This is a genomic window from Sphingobacterium anhuiense (assembly GCF_042686355.1).
GTDB lineage: Bacteria > Bacteroidota > Bacteroidia > Sphingobacteriales > Sphingobacteriaceae > Sphingobacterium > Sphingobacterium anhuiense.
The window spans coordinates 190,060-208,483 of the sequence record NZ_JBHUPE010000007.1 but is presented as its reverse complement, the minus strand read 5'-3'; the positions used below and the strand labels follow the sequence as shown (position 1 = coordinate 208,483).

At 37.4% G+C, this 18,424-nt stretch carries 12 protein-coding genes; 6 read left to right on the top strand and 6 right to left on the bottom strand.

What is annotated here, in order from left to right:
* Positions 1–58 precede the first annotated feature (58 nt).
* A complete protein-coding gene (locus ACFS6I_RS17585; RefSeq protein ID WP_339424070.1) occupies positions 59–439 on the top strand; it encodes a DoxX family protein in 381 nt (126 codons plus the stop codon).
* A gap of 245 nt (positions 440–684) precedes the next feature.
* Positions 685–1,782 (top strand): mechanosensitive ion channel family protein, encoded by a 1,098-nt coding sequence (locus ACFS6I_RS17580; protein ID WP_380922543.1) that lies wholly within the window; start codon positions 685–687, stop codon positions 1,780–1,782.
* Positions 1,783–1,940: 158 nt separating this feature from the next.
* Here ACFS6I_RS17580 and ACFS6I_RS17575 read toward each other — a convergent pair whose 3' ends face one another.
* From ACFS6I_RS17575 to ACFS6I_RS17550, 6 genes are all read right to left on the bottom strand, one after another.
* Entirely contained in the window at positions 1,941–3,128 is a 1,188-nt protein-coding gene (locus tag ACFS6I_RS17575) for a thioredoxin-like domain-containing protein (RefSeq protein ID WP_380922541.1), read from the bottom strand.
* A 55-nt stretch (positions 3,129–3,183) separates the two neighbouring features.
* Positions 3,184–4,602, bottom strand: coding sequence for a RagB/SusD family nutrient uptake outer membrane protein (locus ACFS6I_RS17570; RefSeq protein ID WP_380922539.1), 1,419 nt, complete (start codon positions 4,600–4,602; stop codon positions 3,184–3,186).
* A 12-nt stretch (positions 4,603–4,614) separates the two neighbouring features.
* Positions 4,615–8,091 (bottom strand): SusC/RagA family TonB-linked outer membrane protein, encoded by a 3,477-nt coding sequence (locus tag ACFS6I_RS17565; protein ID WP_380922537.1) that lies wholly within the window; start codon positions 8,089–8,091, stop codon positions 4,615–4,617.
* A 14-nt stretch (positions 8,092–8,105) separates the two neighbouring features.
* Positions 8,106–9,203: a FecR family protein gene (locus tag ACFS6I_RS17560; protein WP_380922535.1), complete on the bottom strand. Its 1,098-nt coding sequence runs from the start codon at positions 9,201–9,203 to the stop codon at positions 8,106–8,108.
* Positions 9,204–9,265: 62 nt separating this feature from the next.
* On the bottom strand, positions 9,266–9,829 hold the full coding sequence (locus ACFS6I_RS17555) for an RNA polymerase sigma factor (RefSeq protein WP_165902356.1): 564 nt from the start codon (positions 9,827–9,829) through the stop codon (positions 9,266–9,268).
* Positions 9,830–10,226: 397 nt separating this feature from the next.
* On the bottom strand, positions 10,227–10,628 hold the full coding sequence (locus ACFS6I_RS17550) for a hypothetical protein (protein ID WP_132840774.1): 402 nt from the start codon (positions 10,626–10,628) through the stop codon (positions 10,227–10,229).
* 523 nt (positions 10,629–11,151) lie between these two features.
* On the opposite strand from ACFS6I_RS17550, the gene ACFS6I_RS17545 reads away from it, so the two are divergent.
* From ACFS6I_RS17545 to ACFS6I_RS17530, 4 genes are all read left to right on the top strand, one after another.
* Positions 11,152–12,774, top strand: coding sequence for a tetratricopeptide repeat protein (locus tag ACFS6I_RS17545; RefSeq protein ID WP_380922532.1), 1,623 nt, complete (start codon positions 11,152–11,154; stop codon positions 12,772–12,774).
* A gap of 206 nt (positions 12,775–12,980) precedes the next feature.
* Complete coding sequence (locus ACFS6I_RS17540) at positions 12,981–15,767, top strand: TonB-dependent receptor (protein ID WP_380922530.1); 2,787 nt, start codon at positions 12,981–12,983, stop codon at positions 15,765–15,767.
* A 63-nt stretch (positions 15,768–15,830) separates the two neighbouring features.
* On the top strand, positions 15,831–17,117 hold the full coding sequence (locus ACFS6I_RS17535) for a right-handed parallel beta-helix repeat-containing protein (RefSeq protein WP_380922528.1): 1,287 nt from the start codon (positions 15,831–15,833) through the stop codon (positions 17,115–17,117).
* 9 nt (positions 17,118–17,126) lie between these two features.
* A complete protein-coding gene (locus tag ACFS6I_RS17530; RefSeq protein WP_380922526.1) occupies positions 17,127–18,203 on the top strand; it encodes a phytase in 1,077 nt (358 codons plus the stop codon).
* The last annotated feature ends 221 nt before the right edge of the window (positions 18,204–18,424 follow it).

The following is an 18,424-nucleotide window of genomic DNA, read 5'->3' as shown; positions in this document are numbered from 1 at the left end:
TTTGTCATATCAATATAAACAATTTTGCAATATAAATAATTCATAAATCTTCAAAATCATGAAAAAGAATAAATTAATCTTTTGGATAGCTACAGCGATCCTTATTATCTGGGAAGGTATCATGCCTCTTGGTACGCTTTTATTTGCGCCACAGTATGTTAATGCTGGAACTAAACCGTTAGGATATCCAGACTACTTCGCTTATGCACTTATTATCTGCAAAGTGCTCGGAGTAATAGCCATTTCTTATCCTAAAACTCCAAGTAAATTGAAAGAGTGGGCCTATGCCGGATTAACTTTTAACCTAATTTTTGCTTTTATTAGCCATGCAATGGTCGATAAAAATATTGGATTTATGCTGTTGCCACTTGTTATACTTGCTATACTTATTATTTCTTATGTATATGGCAACAAGGCGTATGGTCTTGTCGTAAAGTGATAAATCTTATTACACGATATATCAATAATAAGTGAGAACTGTATTTTCTTCAATAACAGATAAGCCGATTCAATTAATCGGCTTATTTATTATTGTCGGTTAATGCTTTTCGGTGAATTGAATATATTCGTTGCGATCTCTAAATCAGTTGGTTTTATTCCTTTTTTAAAATAAAACAAACGTTAGGCCAAGCATACCGTTATACTTATAGTACATAATAATGGTAGCATAAAAAAAGAAAAATAATGATGAACGAAGAATTAATTCAACTTTCACAAAAATTTCCGGCTTGGATATGGAATACTGCATTTATACTGTTTTCGTTTGCACTCGGGATCCTCATTAAGATTTTATTTATTCCGATTTTGCGTTATCAGGCGATCGCACAGTCATCTTATTCCCTCTTTCGGTCTTTTATACGGCGATTTAATAAGGTTTTGAGTCTTTTTATTCCCTTGGTCGTTTTTAACAGTTTGTTACCTTTTATGCGTTTCAATGCTGCGACATTGCATATTGTCGGTAAAATAAATGAAATCTTACTGATCAGCTTTTTTGCTGTTGTTCTGATTCAGGCCATAAAAGTTTTTGAAGATTATTTATATCATCGTTTTGATATCAATAAAGAGAATAACCTGCGTGAAAGAAAAATTAGGACACAGATTGTTTTTATTCGAAAGGTCTTTATTACTATTATCATCGTTGTGTCTTTTGCCATTATTTTGCTAAGCTTCGAAAGTATGCAGAAGATAGGTGCTGGACTGCTGACGGGTGTCGGAGTTGGTGGTATAATCATTGGTTTTGCCGCTCAGAAATCTCTTGGAAATTTATTAGCAGGTTTTCAGATTGCTTTTACACAGCCCATTCGGATGGATGATGTGCTGGTCGTTGAGGGCGAGTGGGGTAAGGTCGAAGAAATCAATCTGACTTATGTCGTGGTTAATATCTGGGATAAGCGCCGTCTGGTGCTGCCTATTACCTATTTCATCGAAAAACCGTTTCAGAATTGGACGAGAACTACGGCAGAGATATTAGGAACTGTATTTATTTATGTTGATTTCGCGATTCCTGTCCAACAATTACGAGAAAAATTAGGCTCATTGCTTATGCATCATCCTTTGTGGGATGGTAAGGTCAATGTCCTGCAGGTGACTGATCTGAAAGAGCGAACGATGGAGATTCGTTGCTTAATGAGTTGCCGTAACTCGGGACAGGCTTTTGATCTTCGATGCTATGTAAGAGAAGAGATGATGAGTTATATAAGGACAAATTTCCCAGACTGTCTTTCTAAATCAAGAATTGATTATGGCGCTGAAGTTAATAGAAGTGAACTAAGAGGAATGTAGCAGTTTCATTTTCTAATCTATTCTCTTTCGTGTGAGTTGACTATGGATTACGTGTAAATATTTGTGAACCGTATTAAGAAGAGGTATTTAATGAATGAGCGGTATACCTAGATCGTATACCGCTATCCATTGACATGTAATTAAGGTAGGTAATTTTTTTATTGAATAAGCTCAGCTAAAGCTTGGTCTAAACTAGCACCACGCATAGCATGTTTTACGATACGTCCTTCATTATCAATTAATAATGCATAAGGAATTCCTTGGATATCATAACTTCGGGCGATTTTGCTATCAAAACCTGCAGGGGCATTGTATTGATTCCAATTCATATTTTCTTCAGACATCGCTTTTTTCCAGTCTTTGTCCTTTTCGTCAAGTGAGATACTGACAATGTCAAAACCTTTGTCTTTCCATTCCGAATAAGTATGTCTTAAATGAGGGATTTCGCCACGGCACGGACCACACCAAGAAGCCCAAAATTCTAACAAAATGTATTTCTTATCTTTTGGAAATATAGATAACAGCTGTACTTGTTTGCCTTCCTGATCCATAAGCGGTCCATCGATAATTTTAGAACCTATTGCAGTTGCTCTAGCCTTTGAGATCATTTCTTTTAAATCAGTATACGCCCTTTTACCATTCCAATAGGGAGCGAAAATAGTAATCAGCTCATCCATCTGATTCCGGGATAAATTATCTTCCCCATAGCCCATGATCATATAGCTGGCCTCATCTAATGAAACCCGGGCCTCAGGGTTGTTTTTGATAAAATTCCATTTTCTTTCAAAAATATTCTTTTTAAGAGGGGCGATCTCTTTTAAGATCGCTATACCGCGTTGTGTGTTAAACTTTTCTTCCAAGGATGGTGTATAATACTCACTCATATAGGCTTGATCAAGACGACTGATTTCTTTTCTTTCGTTTTGGTTCAGGTTGCTAAGTTGATCTGCAAGGCTCTGTGCTTGTGAACCTTCGATTACTGGTTTAACCTGTGGAAGATTTGGTCGGTAATAAAAAGATGGTAAACTATCAATATTTCCCGTTAAATTAATACGGCCTTGATCCAGATAAAACATGCTCGCCTTCCAAGTCGATTCTTCAGCTTTGGCGGTAGGGGCAATAGTCATTCGGATCAATTCGGCTTCTGGAATTTCACCTTTGATCTGGAATGTATTATTTTTAATGACCGCAGACCCGATGATGCGCTGGTCACTGCCTCCTAATAATTTAACGAGTTGACCATTGGCTTTTTGGCCTTTAATTTTTCCTGTTAGCGTAAATTGTTTTTGAGCAATTGAGAGCAAAGTCATACTGCTCAAAGCAAGGGTTAATAATGTTTTTTTCATTTTTAGAGTTTATTTTAGAGATCATTATTTCATTGAAATGGCGACGTAACTCTTGTTACAATGGATTTTGTTTTAATAGATTATTTCCTGCCAATGCGGATTGTGGTAGTGGTAAAACTAATTGTGATTCTGTTTTAATACTGGATTTTATGGCATTGATCGCGATATTTTTTGCTTTATAAAAACGGACAAAATCAAACCAATCTTCGCCATTTTCAGCAAACAGTTCTAAAATTTTATGTTTGAAGATATGGTCCAATAAGACATCGCTTTTTAATTTTGATACATAGTCTTCAGGGTATCCTGCTCGCGATGCCACCGTCTGAAAGCTTTTTCTTCCTAAAGCATCATTGCCGTTGCGAATTGACGCTTCGGCATGGATAAAATAGATTTCACCTAATCGTAAGATCATCTGGGTGTTATGTTTTCCAGCTCCATTTGATGAATAAGGGTATTTTCCATTTCCTTGGGCTCCGGCTAGAGTGGGATTAAACATGAGGTAAAAACGTCTGTCATAGCCATTTCCTGTTGTTAGATTACCGTCAGATTCTGATCCTTCAAGAGCGTCTGCCATACGTTTTGTGTAGTCGCTATATGTTGTTCTGGATATTTGATCTGATACTGTTTCTGTTGAACCGAATGTGTAGGTTGCAAAGAGTGCTTCTGACGAGTCAAATCCGTTGGTAAATATGCTGCTAAAGTTGTCTTCTAATGCATATCCTTTATCTTGTGCCTCATCAATGACTTCTTTTGCAAAACGTGCCGCCTCTGCATATTTTCCCATATGCAATAATACTTTTGCTTTAATGGCCTTGGCCGTTGTTCTGGTTACATAATAATGTAGTTCTTGATGTTCTGGTGCCTGGTTTATAGCGTCGTCAAGATCCTGCATAATAAAATTGTAGCTCTCCTGAACATTTGCTCGTGGAGCAGTTTCTGTTCCTTCGAACGGTTTATTTCTCAGTACAATACCATAGGGTGAATTCAGATCAAAGAAGTAGCCGAAATGACGTAAGAGCTGAAAATGGGCAAGCGCACGCTGCACCTTACATTCAGCGATAATTTCATTGGTACGTTGTGCCGGCATCCCCTTGGCATCGCCACGTTCCATTAACATAATTAAGTTATTGGCAGTATTGATAGTCAGATAGGTGCCCTGGTAAATATTGGATAATGCTATATTGTTGGCCTGGATACTGTTGTTGATAAATTCTTGTCCACCTGTCACGCCCCCACCTTTACTGGCTGTGGTTCCTGATAAAATAGACATATAGGGACGAAATGACGCTATATTAAACGTTCTCCAGCTTTTGTAAACACCTCGGAGTACAGCTTCGGCCGATGCAGAATTGTAAATCACATTGTCCGTTTCCATCTTATAATAGGGTTTGATATCGTCAATGTTGCCAACCATTGAGCAAGCATTTAGACTGCTAACAGCAGTAATAAAAAAGGCTAAATATTTGATGTTCATATCGATGTTGCTTTAAAAGGATGCTTTAATACCTAGTGAGAATGTTTTAGACATGGGATAGCTATCATTGCTGGAAGTATTGGAAACAATGGAACTTCCTACAAATTCAGGATCTAGACCGGGCCATTTTGTACCGGTCCATAGATTTGATGCTGATGCGGATATCGTGATCTGGTTCATCTTCCATTTTTGTAAACAGTCTTTGGGAAGTGTATAGCTTAAACTGATATTTTTTAGACGTAGAAAAGAAGTTTCATAAACCAATCGATCTGAAGTACGGGAATTTGCGGCCGGATCATAATAGGTTATTTTAGCAAAATGAGCTTCCATATTTTCGGGAGACCACATGTCGTTATAGATTTCTTGATTAAGATTTTGGCCTAGTATGCCGAATAGACTGTTCTGGAAATCATCCATAATCGCTTTTGCTCCTTTTGAATATTGAAATACAAACGATAAGTTGAAATTTTTATAGTTGAGGCGGTTGTAGATACCTCCAAAATATTTGGGTTGCGCAGTAGCAATGACTGTGCGGTCATCTGTATTGATAACGCCATCATCATTTAGATCCTGGTATTTGTAGTCTCCAATGCCCGTCGCGATATTTTGATAATAACCTGTAGGAGATTGACTGTTAAGAAGATCAATCTCTTCTTGGTTATTGAATATTTTATCGACCAAGTATCCCTTTTTTGTACCCGCGGGATAGCCCTCTAAATAAGAATCGACAGCATATTGATTAATATTGGCACCGTGTAATTTTTGAATTTTATTTTTATTACGTGCAATATTAAAAGAAAGTTTCCAGTTGAAATCTTGTTTTTTAATGATATCATATCCCAATTCCAGCTCAAGACCGGTATTGCTCATGTCGATGATGTTGGCATAATAAGTATTTGAACCTGCCTCAAGTGGTACAGGTGCGGGAGCTAATGCCCCGGTTGTATAGCGGTCATAGATATCAAAGCTACCTGTGAGACGGTTTTTGAATAAAGAAAAATCTAACCCGGTATTGTATTCACGTGTTTTTTCCCATTTTACGTTCCGATTAGGCACATTTGGGTCGAGTACGATGGCGGGTTTTCCACCCCAGAGGTCATTTGAACCACGTACAAAAAACTGACGGTATAAAAAGTTAGCAATATTGGTTGATCCGGTATTTCCCCAGCTGAGACGTAATTTTAAATCATTCACCCAGTCTATATCGTACATAAACTGCTCTTTATTGATTCGCCATCCTAACGAGAGAGAAGGGAAGTATGCGCGTTTATTTCCGGGGCCAAATTTAGAGGATTCGTCTGTTCTAAAATTGGCCTCAGCTAAATAACGATCCTGGAATTTATAGCTTAATCTGCTATAAATGGAGTTGAGGCCCTGGTCTGTGCGGAAATAATTAAAATAAATATCTCTTGCCGCGGAACCGGGATCCGTCAAGATTTCATTGTCAGGGAATTCCTCATAACTGTGCGACTCGCCGCTGTTTTTGTAACGGTCGAAACCCATACCGGCCATTATATATAGCTGGTGTTGCTCCTTTTTCCAATCGTAATCGAGGCGAAAATTGAGACTTGTATTGCTGTTATTTGATGCATTGGTGTTGAGTGTCGCATAGAGGTTGGATCCGTATGCCGAAAAATCATCTTGAGCATATGTCGGAGAGAATATCTGTGCTCCACCGTTGTAGGATCCTACACTGATATCGGTATGGAGTTTTAAATTTTTAACGAACTCATATGTCGCGTAAGCACCTCCTAAGAATTGATTGATATGATTTGCACCTCTATTATTGAGTTGTGCAAGTGGATTGGCTAATAGGACAGGAGCACCATACATCAATGTCCCGTCTATGGATGAAAAGTTTCCAGCATTGTCGTAAGCCGAAACGTCAGGCCTTACAAGCCAAGGTTTTGTTTGTCCTTCCGAGAACAACTGTTGACCATATATTAATGTGCTGTAAGCGTAACTTAATGAGGCGCCTACTTTCAGTCGTTTATTGATATCACTGTCAAAAGCGATACGGCTACTATACCGCTTTAGACCATTATTAATGTATAATCCTTCTTGGTCAAAAGCGTTAAAGTTGAAGGCTAGGTTACTGCTTTCAGACCCGCCATTGAGCGAAACGTTAAATTGAGAGGTACGTGCATTTTTGTTACGAATTAATTTGGTCCAGTCGGTATGGCCATCATAAAATGCACCTTCGTTTAATCCATCAAAACGATAAGTAAGGGGTGTACCAAAACCATCATCCTCCAGAGGGGTTAATTTGCCCATAATCTCCATTGCGGGTATCTGGTTGTAATAGGCCTCATATGGATCTATTTTTCCATTATTAATCCCATCTATGGTATTTTGAATGATTATTTTCTGTGAATCTTTAAAATGTTCAACGGATAATGTGTTGTACATCTTCGTTGGATTGCTAATGGATTGTGTATAATCGGCAGCAATGATAAACGGTTTGTTTTTCTTGCCTCGATTTGTTTTGACAATAACAACACCGTTAGCACCACGGGAACCATAGATAGCAGTGGCTGCGGCATCTTTCAAGATATCAATACTTTCTATTTCTGATACCGGGATATTGACCAGAGGATTGATGGTTGGAAAATCGGCAGATGGCTCAATAAAAAATGGAACTCCATCAATGACGTACAGCGGCTCATTGGTACTCCCTGATAATGGTGATGTAATACCTCTGATATTCAATTTAGCTGTCGATCCTGGTGCTCCTGAATTTTGAGTTACCATCACGCCCTTTACGGCTCCGCCTAAGACTGATTCAAAAGTTGCCGCATTATTACTGAAATCGGCTAACTTTTGCTGATCAATCGATGATACTGCACTGGTGATGTCTTTTTGCTGTTTACTACCATAACCGATAATGACTACCTGATCCAATTTAGCATCTGCAACAGTCATCTTCATCATCTGGTTGACATTTGCTCTATCGAGAAGAATCAATGATGCGGTTGTGAAATAGCCGATATAGCTATAAGACAGTTGGTAGGTACCATAAGGCAATTCTGCAAAGATAAAACCTCCTGTATCGTCAGACATCGTGATGAGATCCAGACCTTTTCCAACAATTTTCACGGTTACTCCACGCATCGGCGCATTGTTTTCGGACTGTCTTATATTTCCTGAAACAGCTCCCAATTGCTGTTCTTTAGATTTAATGATGATGGTTTTATCTTGAATCTGGATCTGCAGCGGCTGTGTCTCAAAGATTTCGTTTAATACGTCTTTAAAATTAATCCTTTGACGAGAAATGGTTACCGGAATTGTGTTTTTTAAAACCTCATCTGCATATAAAAAGCGATATGAACTTTGCCGTTCTAATTGCTGAATAACCGATTTTAAGGAGCTGTTATGAACCTCAATCGTGACTTTCTGAGCATAGCCTGCAAGAGAAAACTGGATAAAAAAGGCTGTCAACAGCAATAACGTAAGATACCATCTTACATGATTGAAGTAATTTTTATTCATAAGGTTAGTATTAATTATTTTGTTTTTACATAGATCGTTTGATACTCAATGGCAAATTTCACTTTATCGGTCATTTCCAATAACTGCAGTACTTGTTCGATATCTTGGTATTTTGAAATACTTCCTGTAAACTGGATCTGAGCGAGTTCTTTATTTTCAAAGGTTACTTCGATATTGTACCATCTCGCTATTTTTTGCATGATGTTACCTAGCGGTGCACTCTGGAAAATGAAGAGGTTGTCTTTCCATGCGGTAGTTGAGGCGATCTTGGCTTTGGAGATTAGGATTTTTTCACCATCAAATATGGATTGCTCTCCAGGTTTGAGTAAAACCTGCTCTTTTTCGGATGCTACGCTGACTTTTCCTTCAACTAGGGTTGTCGTGATATATTTATCATTGCGGTAGGCCTCGATGTTAAATTTCGTTCCTAGAACAGTAACTTCCTGTTCTTTTGACTGAACAATAAAGGGTTTGCTTTTATGCTTGGCAACTTCAAAATAACCTTCACCAACCATCTTGATGCGTCGTTCTGTTTCATTAAATCGGGAAGGAAACTCGATTTCTGACTCTGAATTTACTAAGATAACCGAGCTATCGGATAGGATGATTCGATATTGTCCGCCACGGGGTACGATGAGTTTATTATGTAAACCTGTTGTCGATGCAGTTTGCTTTACTTCGTATGAAATCGTACCATCTGCAAGCTTTTTGATTTTGATACCGTTTGACTCAACAACACTACCGATTTTTAATTGGGTTAGATCCAATGAATCTTTTTGTCCAAGGATTAAAGTTGCCCGGTTGGTTCCCGGTTTGATTCGGGAGAGTTCCACTAAAGTCGGTTTATTCGTTTGGGATACATAATAGATCAACACGGAAAAAGATAGAAATGCTATCAGTATAGCAGCATAGCGGTACAGGTTATTTTTTTTCTTTTGGATCGGATTCACACGATTCCAGCTCTGTTCCTTTATCGATTCATATTCGCCACTTGTTATGGCGTGTTTAAAATCTAAAGTGTTGTACCATGATTCTACGGTACGTTTTTCAGATTCCGTACACGTACGGTTTTTATAGCGTGTTAGTAAATCTATTATTTCCTGATCTTTCATCTTTGTTTATTAGGTCTTCTATAAACAAGACAAGACTAAAGTGCAAAGGGAGTAGATGAAAATCAAATTAAAGTAAGAAGTACATAATTAATTTTTTTCTTCAGGATCTTGAGTGCATTTGCGACTTGTTTTTTTACTGTCAGTTCGGAGATGGCCATTAGCTCTGCAATTTCCTTATGTGATAGTTCCTGATTTCTACTCAACAGATAGATCTGCTTCATCTTAAGCGGAAGTGCATCAACCTCATTTTGTATGATCTGCTCAAGTTCATTTTTATGGATGGTGCGGTCAGTTGTTTCTTCACAATAGCCTTTAAAATATTGAAACAGTTCTTCTCGCTCATCCTGTTTTTTGGTTTTGATATAGAAATTGATCACACTATTGCGTAGTGAGGTAAATAGGAAGTTGATGACTTTACCTTCGATATGAATCGTATCCCGCTTGTTCCATAAGTTCATGAAAAGATCTTGTGTCAGATCTTGAGCATCCTCCTTTAATTTTACTTTACGTAGTGCTTGTCCTAATAGTGGATAGAATAAACGGTCGTATAGGAATTGAAATGCATTGGCATTTCCGAGCTTGATAAGCTCGAAGAGTTGTTCATCGCTGCAGTTCTTGTATTCCATGAGGTTCATCAACAAATATAATGTTTATTTGTATTACATAATGTAATGTTTCCTAAAACTGTAATTGGCAAATTTTTAGAGCCTTATGATAGCTATTGATAATAATATTGGATAAATACGTGAAAAAATCATCGGTAGGAAGTATTATAGATTTTTATTACGATCAATCCATTTGCAATGATTGCATATAATGGATCCATGTAGACAACCAGAGTAAGTACACTCAAAATTTTTCTGGCTTTGTGTCTAACAGTTATGGGTCTTATGAGTCGAGGCAGGTACGGTAAAGTTTTTGCTACCGTTTTAGTAGTGGAACAACGAAAGCGCAACGTACGCGAAAATCAGTACTTGAGCACGAAAGTAGAAGAATGTAATAGTATTTATTTTGAAGAGATCGCTATTTAGATTGAACAATTTTTATGCCATCAAAGTAATTTCCATTTTGTAATCCAATCTGTAAAATCCTTTCACTATTTGAATTATTTCTTGTGAGACTAATAGTGATTTTATTACCCTCTTTTCTTTCTATTTGGAAATCTAGATTATTTACAACAAAATTTTTTGCTCCTACTTCGATATTCGTGATGTCCATACTCTTACCGTTGATGGAGATGTCATTTAGCCACCAATTTGTGGATTTAGTGGTAATGATGATGGAGCTTGCTTCAGAATCAAAATTTACTATTTTTTGAGAGAGCTTAATATTATCATCCCAATCACCATCTATCCTATTTTTTTTACATGATATGGTACAAAATCCTACTAATAGGATCACTAAATAGAAGATAAAGTTTTTCATGTTAATTTTAAAATTCCTTTAATGTATCTAGTTTGCTGATTAATATATTTTTATTGCTTGTGTTCTTATTAGAAATCTTCTTTCTAATCATTCTGTAAAACTGGATCAGGTTTATCACGATCACAATCCCATAAATTAAATGCAATATTATCATGTAGCTAAATTTAATGAAAATTTTCCTCATTTCTATTTGAAAATATTTTCATAGAGAAATATATAGATAGTTTACTTGAAATTATTCTCTTCTAATGTATATTATTTGTTATCCTGGTAATTTATAAGAGTATACTGACTATAAACCAGTTCTTCTATGGGGATGTGGTGTTGTTATTATTTAAAGGCATATATGTTCTGTTTAGAGATAGTTCCCTGGTGTCTTGTAATATGCTTTAACACATTTTACACGATATGATAATCGATCTTTTTTCTATGATGTTAAGTGGCCGTGCATGTAATGTGATTTAATATTCTGTTAACATGCTTCGTGTACATTTGCACATCAACATCAATTAGTTACTTGAATATGAGGATTTCTGATAAAATTATATTTTTAATACTATTTATAGCACAGGCATTTATCGGTGACACCGCACATGCACAGGTAGAATCGTTTAAAGATATTCGGGTGTTAAGTCAAAACTATCCTGATTCTGCGATTACGCTAGTCAAAAAGCGGTATGCTGAGGCGGTTGGTGATAAAGACTTGTTATTACAAGCCAATTGTTTACAGGCAATAGGGTGGTTATGTGTTAATCAAGGGCATTATGGACAGGCGCAAGATTATTATTTCCAAGCGGACCGTATCTACACCCAGTTAAATGCGAAACAATTACTCGCATCTAATTGGAGTGATATAGGCGAACTCTATATTTTTAACAAACAGCATGATCTAGCCAAAAATTACTTTAATAAAGCGCTCCATTCTTTCAGAGCTGAGAAAGATAAAAATGGTGAAGCTGGTATATTGGGCAATATTGGTCATCTATTTGAAAAGGTCGCTGATTATGATTCGGCATTCGTATACCAAATGCGGGCCTTAGCGATTTATAACGAAGAAGGAAATAAAAATGGCGAAGCTAAGATTCATGAGAATCTGGGGAGTATTTATGAAGATTTGGAACAGTATGATCGGGCATTTGATCATTTTGAAAAAGCACGTGACTTATATGATGAAACGCAAGACAACTACGGAAAGATTGTAGTGGTGAATAATATGGGTGATATTTTCAGGAAGACCGGCAAGTTTTCGGAAAGTATACAATTAACACAGTGGGCTTTTGATATGGCAGAGAAATTGGGAGATGTGTATCAGATGTCGGCAACAACTAAAGATCTAAGCAAAACATATGCATTAAGCGGTCAAATGGATAGTGCTTATGTTTATGCAGAGCGAAGTCGGAAGCTTGTGCTGGAGTTATATAGTGTAGATGGGGCTAGGCATACTGCTTTTTTTCAGGCACTTTATGATATGAATCAAAAAACAGAAGAAATTGAACAATTGCAGGTCACTAAAAAGATCAACTCCATTTTATTGCTGGGAACTATTGTTTTTTTGATCTTGTTAATTATTTTATCGTATGTGCTGTATAGTCGTCAAAAAATAAAAATCAATAATCAGATGACCGAGTCGCGAAAGCAAGAAGCGGAAAGGGAATTAGCAGAAATTGCACTTAAAAATCAGTTGCTCGAAGATAAACAGCTTAAGCAGGAGCTGACGCTCAAAGAGAAGGAGTTGACGTCGCATACTTTGAATTTAATCCGTAATAACCAATTTTTGGAACAGCTCCGAGATGAGTTAAAAGTAATGGTTAAGGATGAACGACGGGATCAAAAAAAGCAAATGCACGATCTGGTTTTGCAGATCAATGAAAATATTACACAGGGTATTCATTGGAAAGAATTTATGGTGACTTTTGAAAGAGTACATCACAGTTTTTTTGAAAAACTAATACAACGGTTTTCAGATTTAACTGCTGCTGATATGCGCTTGATCGCATTGCTTAAAATAAATTTGAACAACACAGATATTGCTGTGCTTTTGGGGATATCACAAGATAGCCTTCGTGTGGCTAGACATCGCCTGAGAAAAAAGTTAAAATTGGAACAAGGTGAAGATCTTACAGGTTACCTACTCAGTATTTCATAATTTCTTAACATAACGATAACGGAATGGTAATGGCGTTTATTTTTCTATTAATCGATTGATTAGTAGTTTGTTGATTGATTTTGTTTCCTTATTGTATAGTCCGTAAATCTCTTTGTTTCCTTGTTGTAACGCTTGCTATTTTGTGAAACTGAAATTGGATGTCATATTTGCTCAACGATCAAAGATTCATATATAATCTAAGCAAAATGAAAAATTTTTTAACGGTATTACTTGCCTCCAGCATTTCGGTCAGTGCAGCATATGCAACCAAAATCAAAGGTAAAGTATTGGATGGTCAAACCGGTGAAGCCATAACTGGAGCCACGGTTTTTTTTGAACAAAGTGGACTATCTACCAAAACACAATTGGATGGTTCATTTGAATTAAAGGGATTGTCCGTAGGAAAGGTCAAAATACATATTAGACATATGGCCTATGCCGAATTTACCCAGGAAATCGAAATTAAAAAAGAAGATACTCCCCATTTTATTTTTCAACTTACTTCTACAGATCAAAAATTGATGGAGGTAACGATCAAAGGACAGCGAAACGGCGGTGATGATGATCCCAGTGCGAGACGGCTGGAAAAGAACGCATCGCAGATCATAAATGTTGTTTCGGCTAGAGCTATTGAGATTTCTCCAGATATCACGGTCGCAAACGTTGTGCAACGCGTATCGGGGGTTTCTATAGAACGGAATTCTAATGGAGAAGGGCAGTATGCAATTTTAAGAGGTATGGATAAGCGTTATAACACAACCTTGGTCAATGGTGTAAAAGTACCAAGTCCAGATAATAAGTATCGCTACGTACCATTAGATTTGTTTCCTTCAAATATGTTAGAACGTCTGGAAGTATACAAATCGCTTACACCAAATATGGAGGCAGATGCTGTTGGCGGTGTTGTGAATATGGTTATGAAAGCTGCGCCAAGCAAATTATTACTACAGGCTAATTTGGCGACGGGATATAGTCAACGTTATTTTAATCAGGACTTTGGAAGTTTCGCAGCTGGTGGAACTTCATCCAAATCACCATATGAACTTCATGGTAAAAATTACAATGCGACTTCAGCAGATTTTAATAAAGGGGTATTAGACTATACCTATAAAAAGCCTTCGCCAGATGTCGTTGGTAATTTAACTTTCGGGAACCGCTATCTGGATGATAAGCTGGGTGTAATCGTGGGGGCAAGTTATCAAAATCTGCACCGTGGAAGCCGCTCTGTTTTTTATAAATCTGCTGTGGTCGGCGTAAATCCGAATGCAGTTATTACTGAGCAACAAGATCGTCAGTATGATGAACAGCAGCAGCGCTTAGGTCTACATAATAAAATCGACTATCGTTTTAATCCAAATCATCGTTTGAGCTTTTATCAAATGTATGTGAATCTGAATAATACGCAACTTCGTGATGCGGTCAATACCATCTATAATGGGCAATATGATCCTAATATTGGAAAGGCAGAATTGACCTATGTAACGCGAAGTCGAAAGACACAGCAACAAATTTATAACGGAACCTTGCAGGGTGATCATCGTTTTATGGATAATAGACTGAATGTAAGGTGGTCGGGTGCGCTGTCCTCTGCTAGTAATCAACTGCCTCAAAATACCACGATAAGTTTAGACGGTATTCAAGAAAATTTTGAGCGTAAGCGCACTTCTCTTGTTAATAAATCGCCTGTTACCTACCGTTGGGAAAGGAATACCGACAATGATTATGCGGGTTATTGGGATGTGGCTTATAAAGTACCCATGACAGATGGTAAATTGGAGTTGTCTACAGGGGGATTATACCGTGATAAACAACGGAGTAGTTTCTATAATAATTACAACCTTTCTCCTGCATCTGCGGAAGAGGCAAAGTATAAATATGGTGTAGATTTTCAAAATTATACGGAACTGAATTTGACCGTGACCAATCCTAATGGTGCCGTTGCTAATCCTTTGACTTATGATGCTAATGAGAAAACTACAGCAGTATACGGAATGTTTAATTATGAAAGTGACAAACTCCAAATGATTGGAGGGATCCGTATGGAACATACCAATCAAGATTATAAATTACTGTTTCCTGCAGGGGAAAAGAGACCAGAAGGATCTCAAGTCTATACGGAATGGTTGCCAAGTTTGACCGTCAAGTATCATTTGAAAGAGAAACAGCAACTTCATGCCGCTTATTATCGCGCATTGAATCGTCCCGGTTTTTATGAAATCGTTCCTTCCTCTGTCGTGAATGAAGAGTTTTTAGAAAGAGGAAATCCAGATCTAAAACATGCGCTTGCGGATAATTTTGATTTACGTTATGAATTGTTTCCTGAGGCTTCGTCACAATTTTTTGTTGGCATGTTCTACAAAAAGATTAAAAACCCGATCGAGTATACGTTTCAACCAGATGAAGTCCGCAAGCAGGATGTGTATTACACACCGGGTAACTTTGGTAATGCCAATAATTTTGGAATCGAAGTGGATTACATTAAATACATCCAAAAGTTCGGGATGAAAGCGAATTATACCTATACGCACTCACGTATCACTACGGCAAAAATGTCGCGTAGAATAAATGAAACAACACAAGATCCAGAACCTATTATCGTTGACCAAACGCGTCCTTTATACGGGCAGGCAGCACATATAGCCAATCTTTCTTTGCTTTATAAGGATGCTAATAGAGGCTGGGAGGGTCAATTGGCGGGTTCCTATACCGGTTCTCGTATCAATACTGTATCACAATTTTTGAATGACGATCTATGGCAGAAAGGATTTGTTCAATTGGATGCTTCTATCGAAAAGAAATTTAGGACAGGTTGGGCCATTTTTGCGAAAGCCAATAACATTCTCAATACGCCGATGGAATTGTATGTAAAGGGAACGAATCCTGAAAATGAAAAGATTGCGGAGAAGTTAGTGGAAGGTGGCAATACACTTATTAGAAAAGATCTGTACGGTCAAAATTATATCCTTGGTCTAAGGTATTTATTTAACAAATAATCTGATAGCACCAATATTTTATTTTAACAATCTTGACCTAATCGTGGTTAAAACAAATCAATTATGAAAATTAAACAATTTGTTACAATGAAAAATAACATGATTTTATCGTGTCTAGCATGTTTTTTTCTAATGCTAACGGCATGTGAAAAAGCGAATATTGACGTCGATACGAGCGAGGCTGATGGCAGTGCTATCGGTGAGGTCTCCGGAGTATGGAGTAAAGGCAGTGTGCAACATATAAAAGGAGATATTATTATTCCCGAAGGCAAAACATTGACCATAGAAGAGGGAGTGACAATTTTGATGGATGCTGAGAATAAACCAGAAATTGTGGTCTTGGGTAATTTGTATGCACTGGGAACAGATGATAATCCAATCAGATTTACCGTAGAAGAACAGTATAAAACTAAAACAAATGAATTTGGAAAACTTTGGGGTGGAATTTTAGCGGCTCCGAGTTGTCAAGAGCTGGTTTTAGATCATACTGTTCTGGAATATGGCGGTGCGATTACATCAGATGCTTCAACTTCTGTGAAGATGGGCTTGTATAAGAAAGTATCGGGAGAGGCACTACCTGCGCTTTGGTTTTCCAATGCTGACGGGAAATTAGTGGTCCAGAATAGTACGATCAGTCATTTTCATGAAGACTGTACATATATTGAGGGTGGAAAAATAATCTTTGCTAATAATCGCTTTTTCTCAAATGGTGTGACAGGTGGTGAGGCGATGAACTTTAAATCTGGTTCTATTGCCGATGTCGCCTACAATCTGGTTTACAGTGTGAATACGAATGCTTTAAAGCTGTCAAATTCGGGTGACAAGACTCCCCAAGCATACATTATGGTGTATAATAATACAATGCTTAATACGGGATGGCGCAGACCTACTGCCAAAGGTGGTTCAATATGGATAGAGGCATCTGTAAGAGTGGAGATCTACAATAACCTTTTTGCCAATACCCGATTTGGCGTCAAGCGGGATCCTAAAAAACCGGAAGATAATCGTTCAATATTTAGCAATAACTGGTACTTTGGTCAAGATCAATTAACTGTAGATCAGTTTCAGGTTGGAAAGAATGATATTGTAGCAGGATCAAATGATGTTAGAGGTAAACTAGCGGGAGAGAATAATCCCAAATTTGTAACTTATCCTTTGGAGACTTCGGTTAATAACTATGTGTTTGATTCGGCTTGGGACTTTCACCTTCAAGGGAATTCTCCAGCCCTAAAATCGGGAACTTTATCTTTTAAACCACATTTCATTACCGGATTGGTCATGTCAAATGGATTAACCTATAACTCACCTACACCCGCAGTTTATGCAGGTGCTTTTGGAACAAAATTTTAATTACTCAACATGATAACTTTAAAAACAACACTATCTATTTCTTTGATCGTATCAGCGATACTTCAGGTGGCTTGCAATAACCCGCAAACTAATACTGTTGCTACAGATGCCATTAAACCTATTTTTGTGACCGATGCGGTACGTTATGATTCAGATGATCCTGCGATCTGGATCGATAAATCTGATCCAAGTAAGAGTTTAGTGATCGCAACAGATAAAGATGCTGATGGAGCACTTTTTGTCTATGACCTAACGGGTAAAATTGTGAAAGATAAGGTCGTGCCCAATTTGAAACGTCCGAATAATGTGGATATAGCTTATGGGTTGATCTTGAACGGTAAACCTGTTGATATTGCTGTAACAACAGAACGTATGACGCATAAATTGCGGATATTTTCGCTCCCTGATATGAAACCAATTGATCAGGGTGGATTGGATATGTTTGCAGGTGAAACAACGCCTGATTTTAGGGATCTCATGGGCATTGCGCTTTATACTTCACCTAAAGGAGAGATTTATGCTATTGTGGGACGGAAAAATGGTCCTAAAGATGGCTATCTGTGGCAATATTTATTAGAGGATAATGGTTCGGGTGCTATAAAGGCAACTTTTGTGCGGAAATTTGGTTCTTTTAGCGGGAAAAAGGAGATCGAGGCAATTGCGGTAGACAATGAACTTGGATATATCTACTATTCGGATGAACAGGTGGGAGTAAAGCAATATTATGCAGATCCTGCAAAAGGAAATGAGCAACTGGCTTTATTTGCAACTGAAGGTTTTAAAGAAGATCATGAAGGTATTTCTATTTATAAATTGACCGATAGTACGGGATATATATTGGTTTCGGATCAGGGGGCAAATCGTTTTCAGATATTTAGCCGTGAAGGAACTAAGACAAATCCATTTGAACATAAGCACTTGAAAACGGTGCCGGTCATGGCCACACAAAGTGATGGTTCGGAGGTTGTATCGGTTAAATTAAATGATACATTTAAGCATGGTCTTTTTATTGCGATGAGTGATGATAAAACTTTCCATTATTATCGCTGGGAAGATATTGCAGGTACAGATTTGAAAATGAAGTAGTTGGTTGTGAATTCCAAAATGATCAAGACAGCTTAGCATTAAACAATATGGTTTATCTTCATAAAATTTAGAGGATATGAAGTGATGTTCACAAACAAGGTTATTTTGTAAGATGAAATAATCCTTGTTTGTTTAAGTTTTTTAAATTTTACCAATAAAGACTGACTATATTTTGGACTTAATTGAAAATATTGCTGACAGTTTGATCTTCCTGAGGTGAG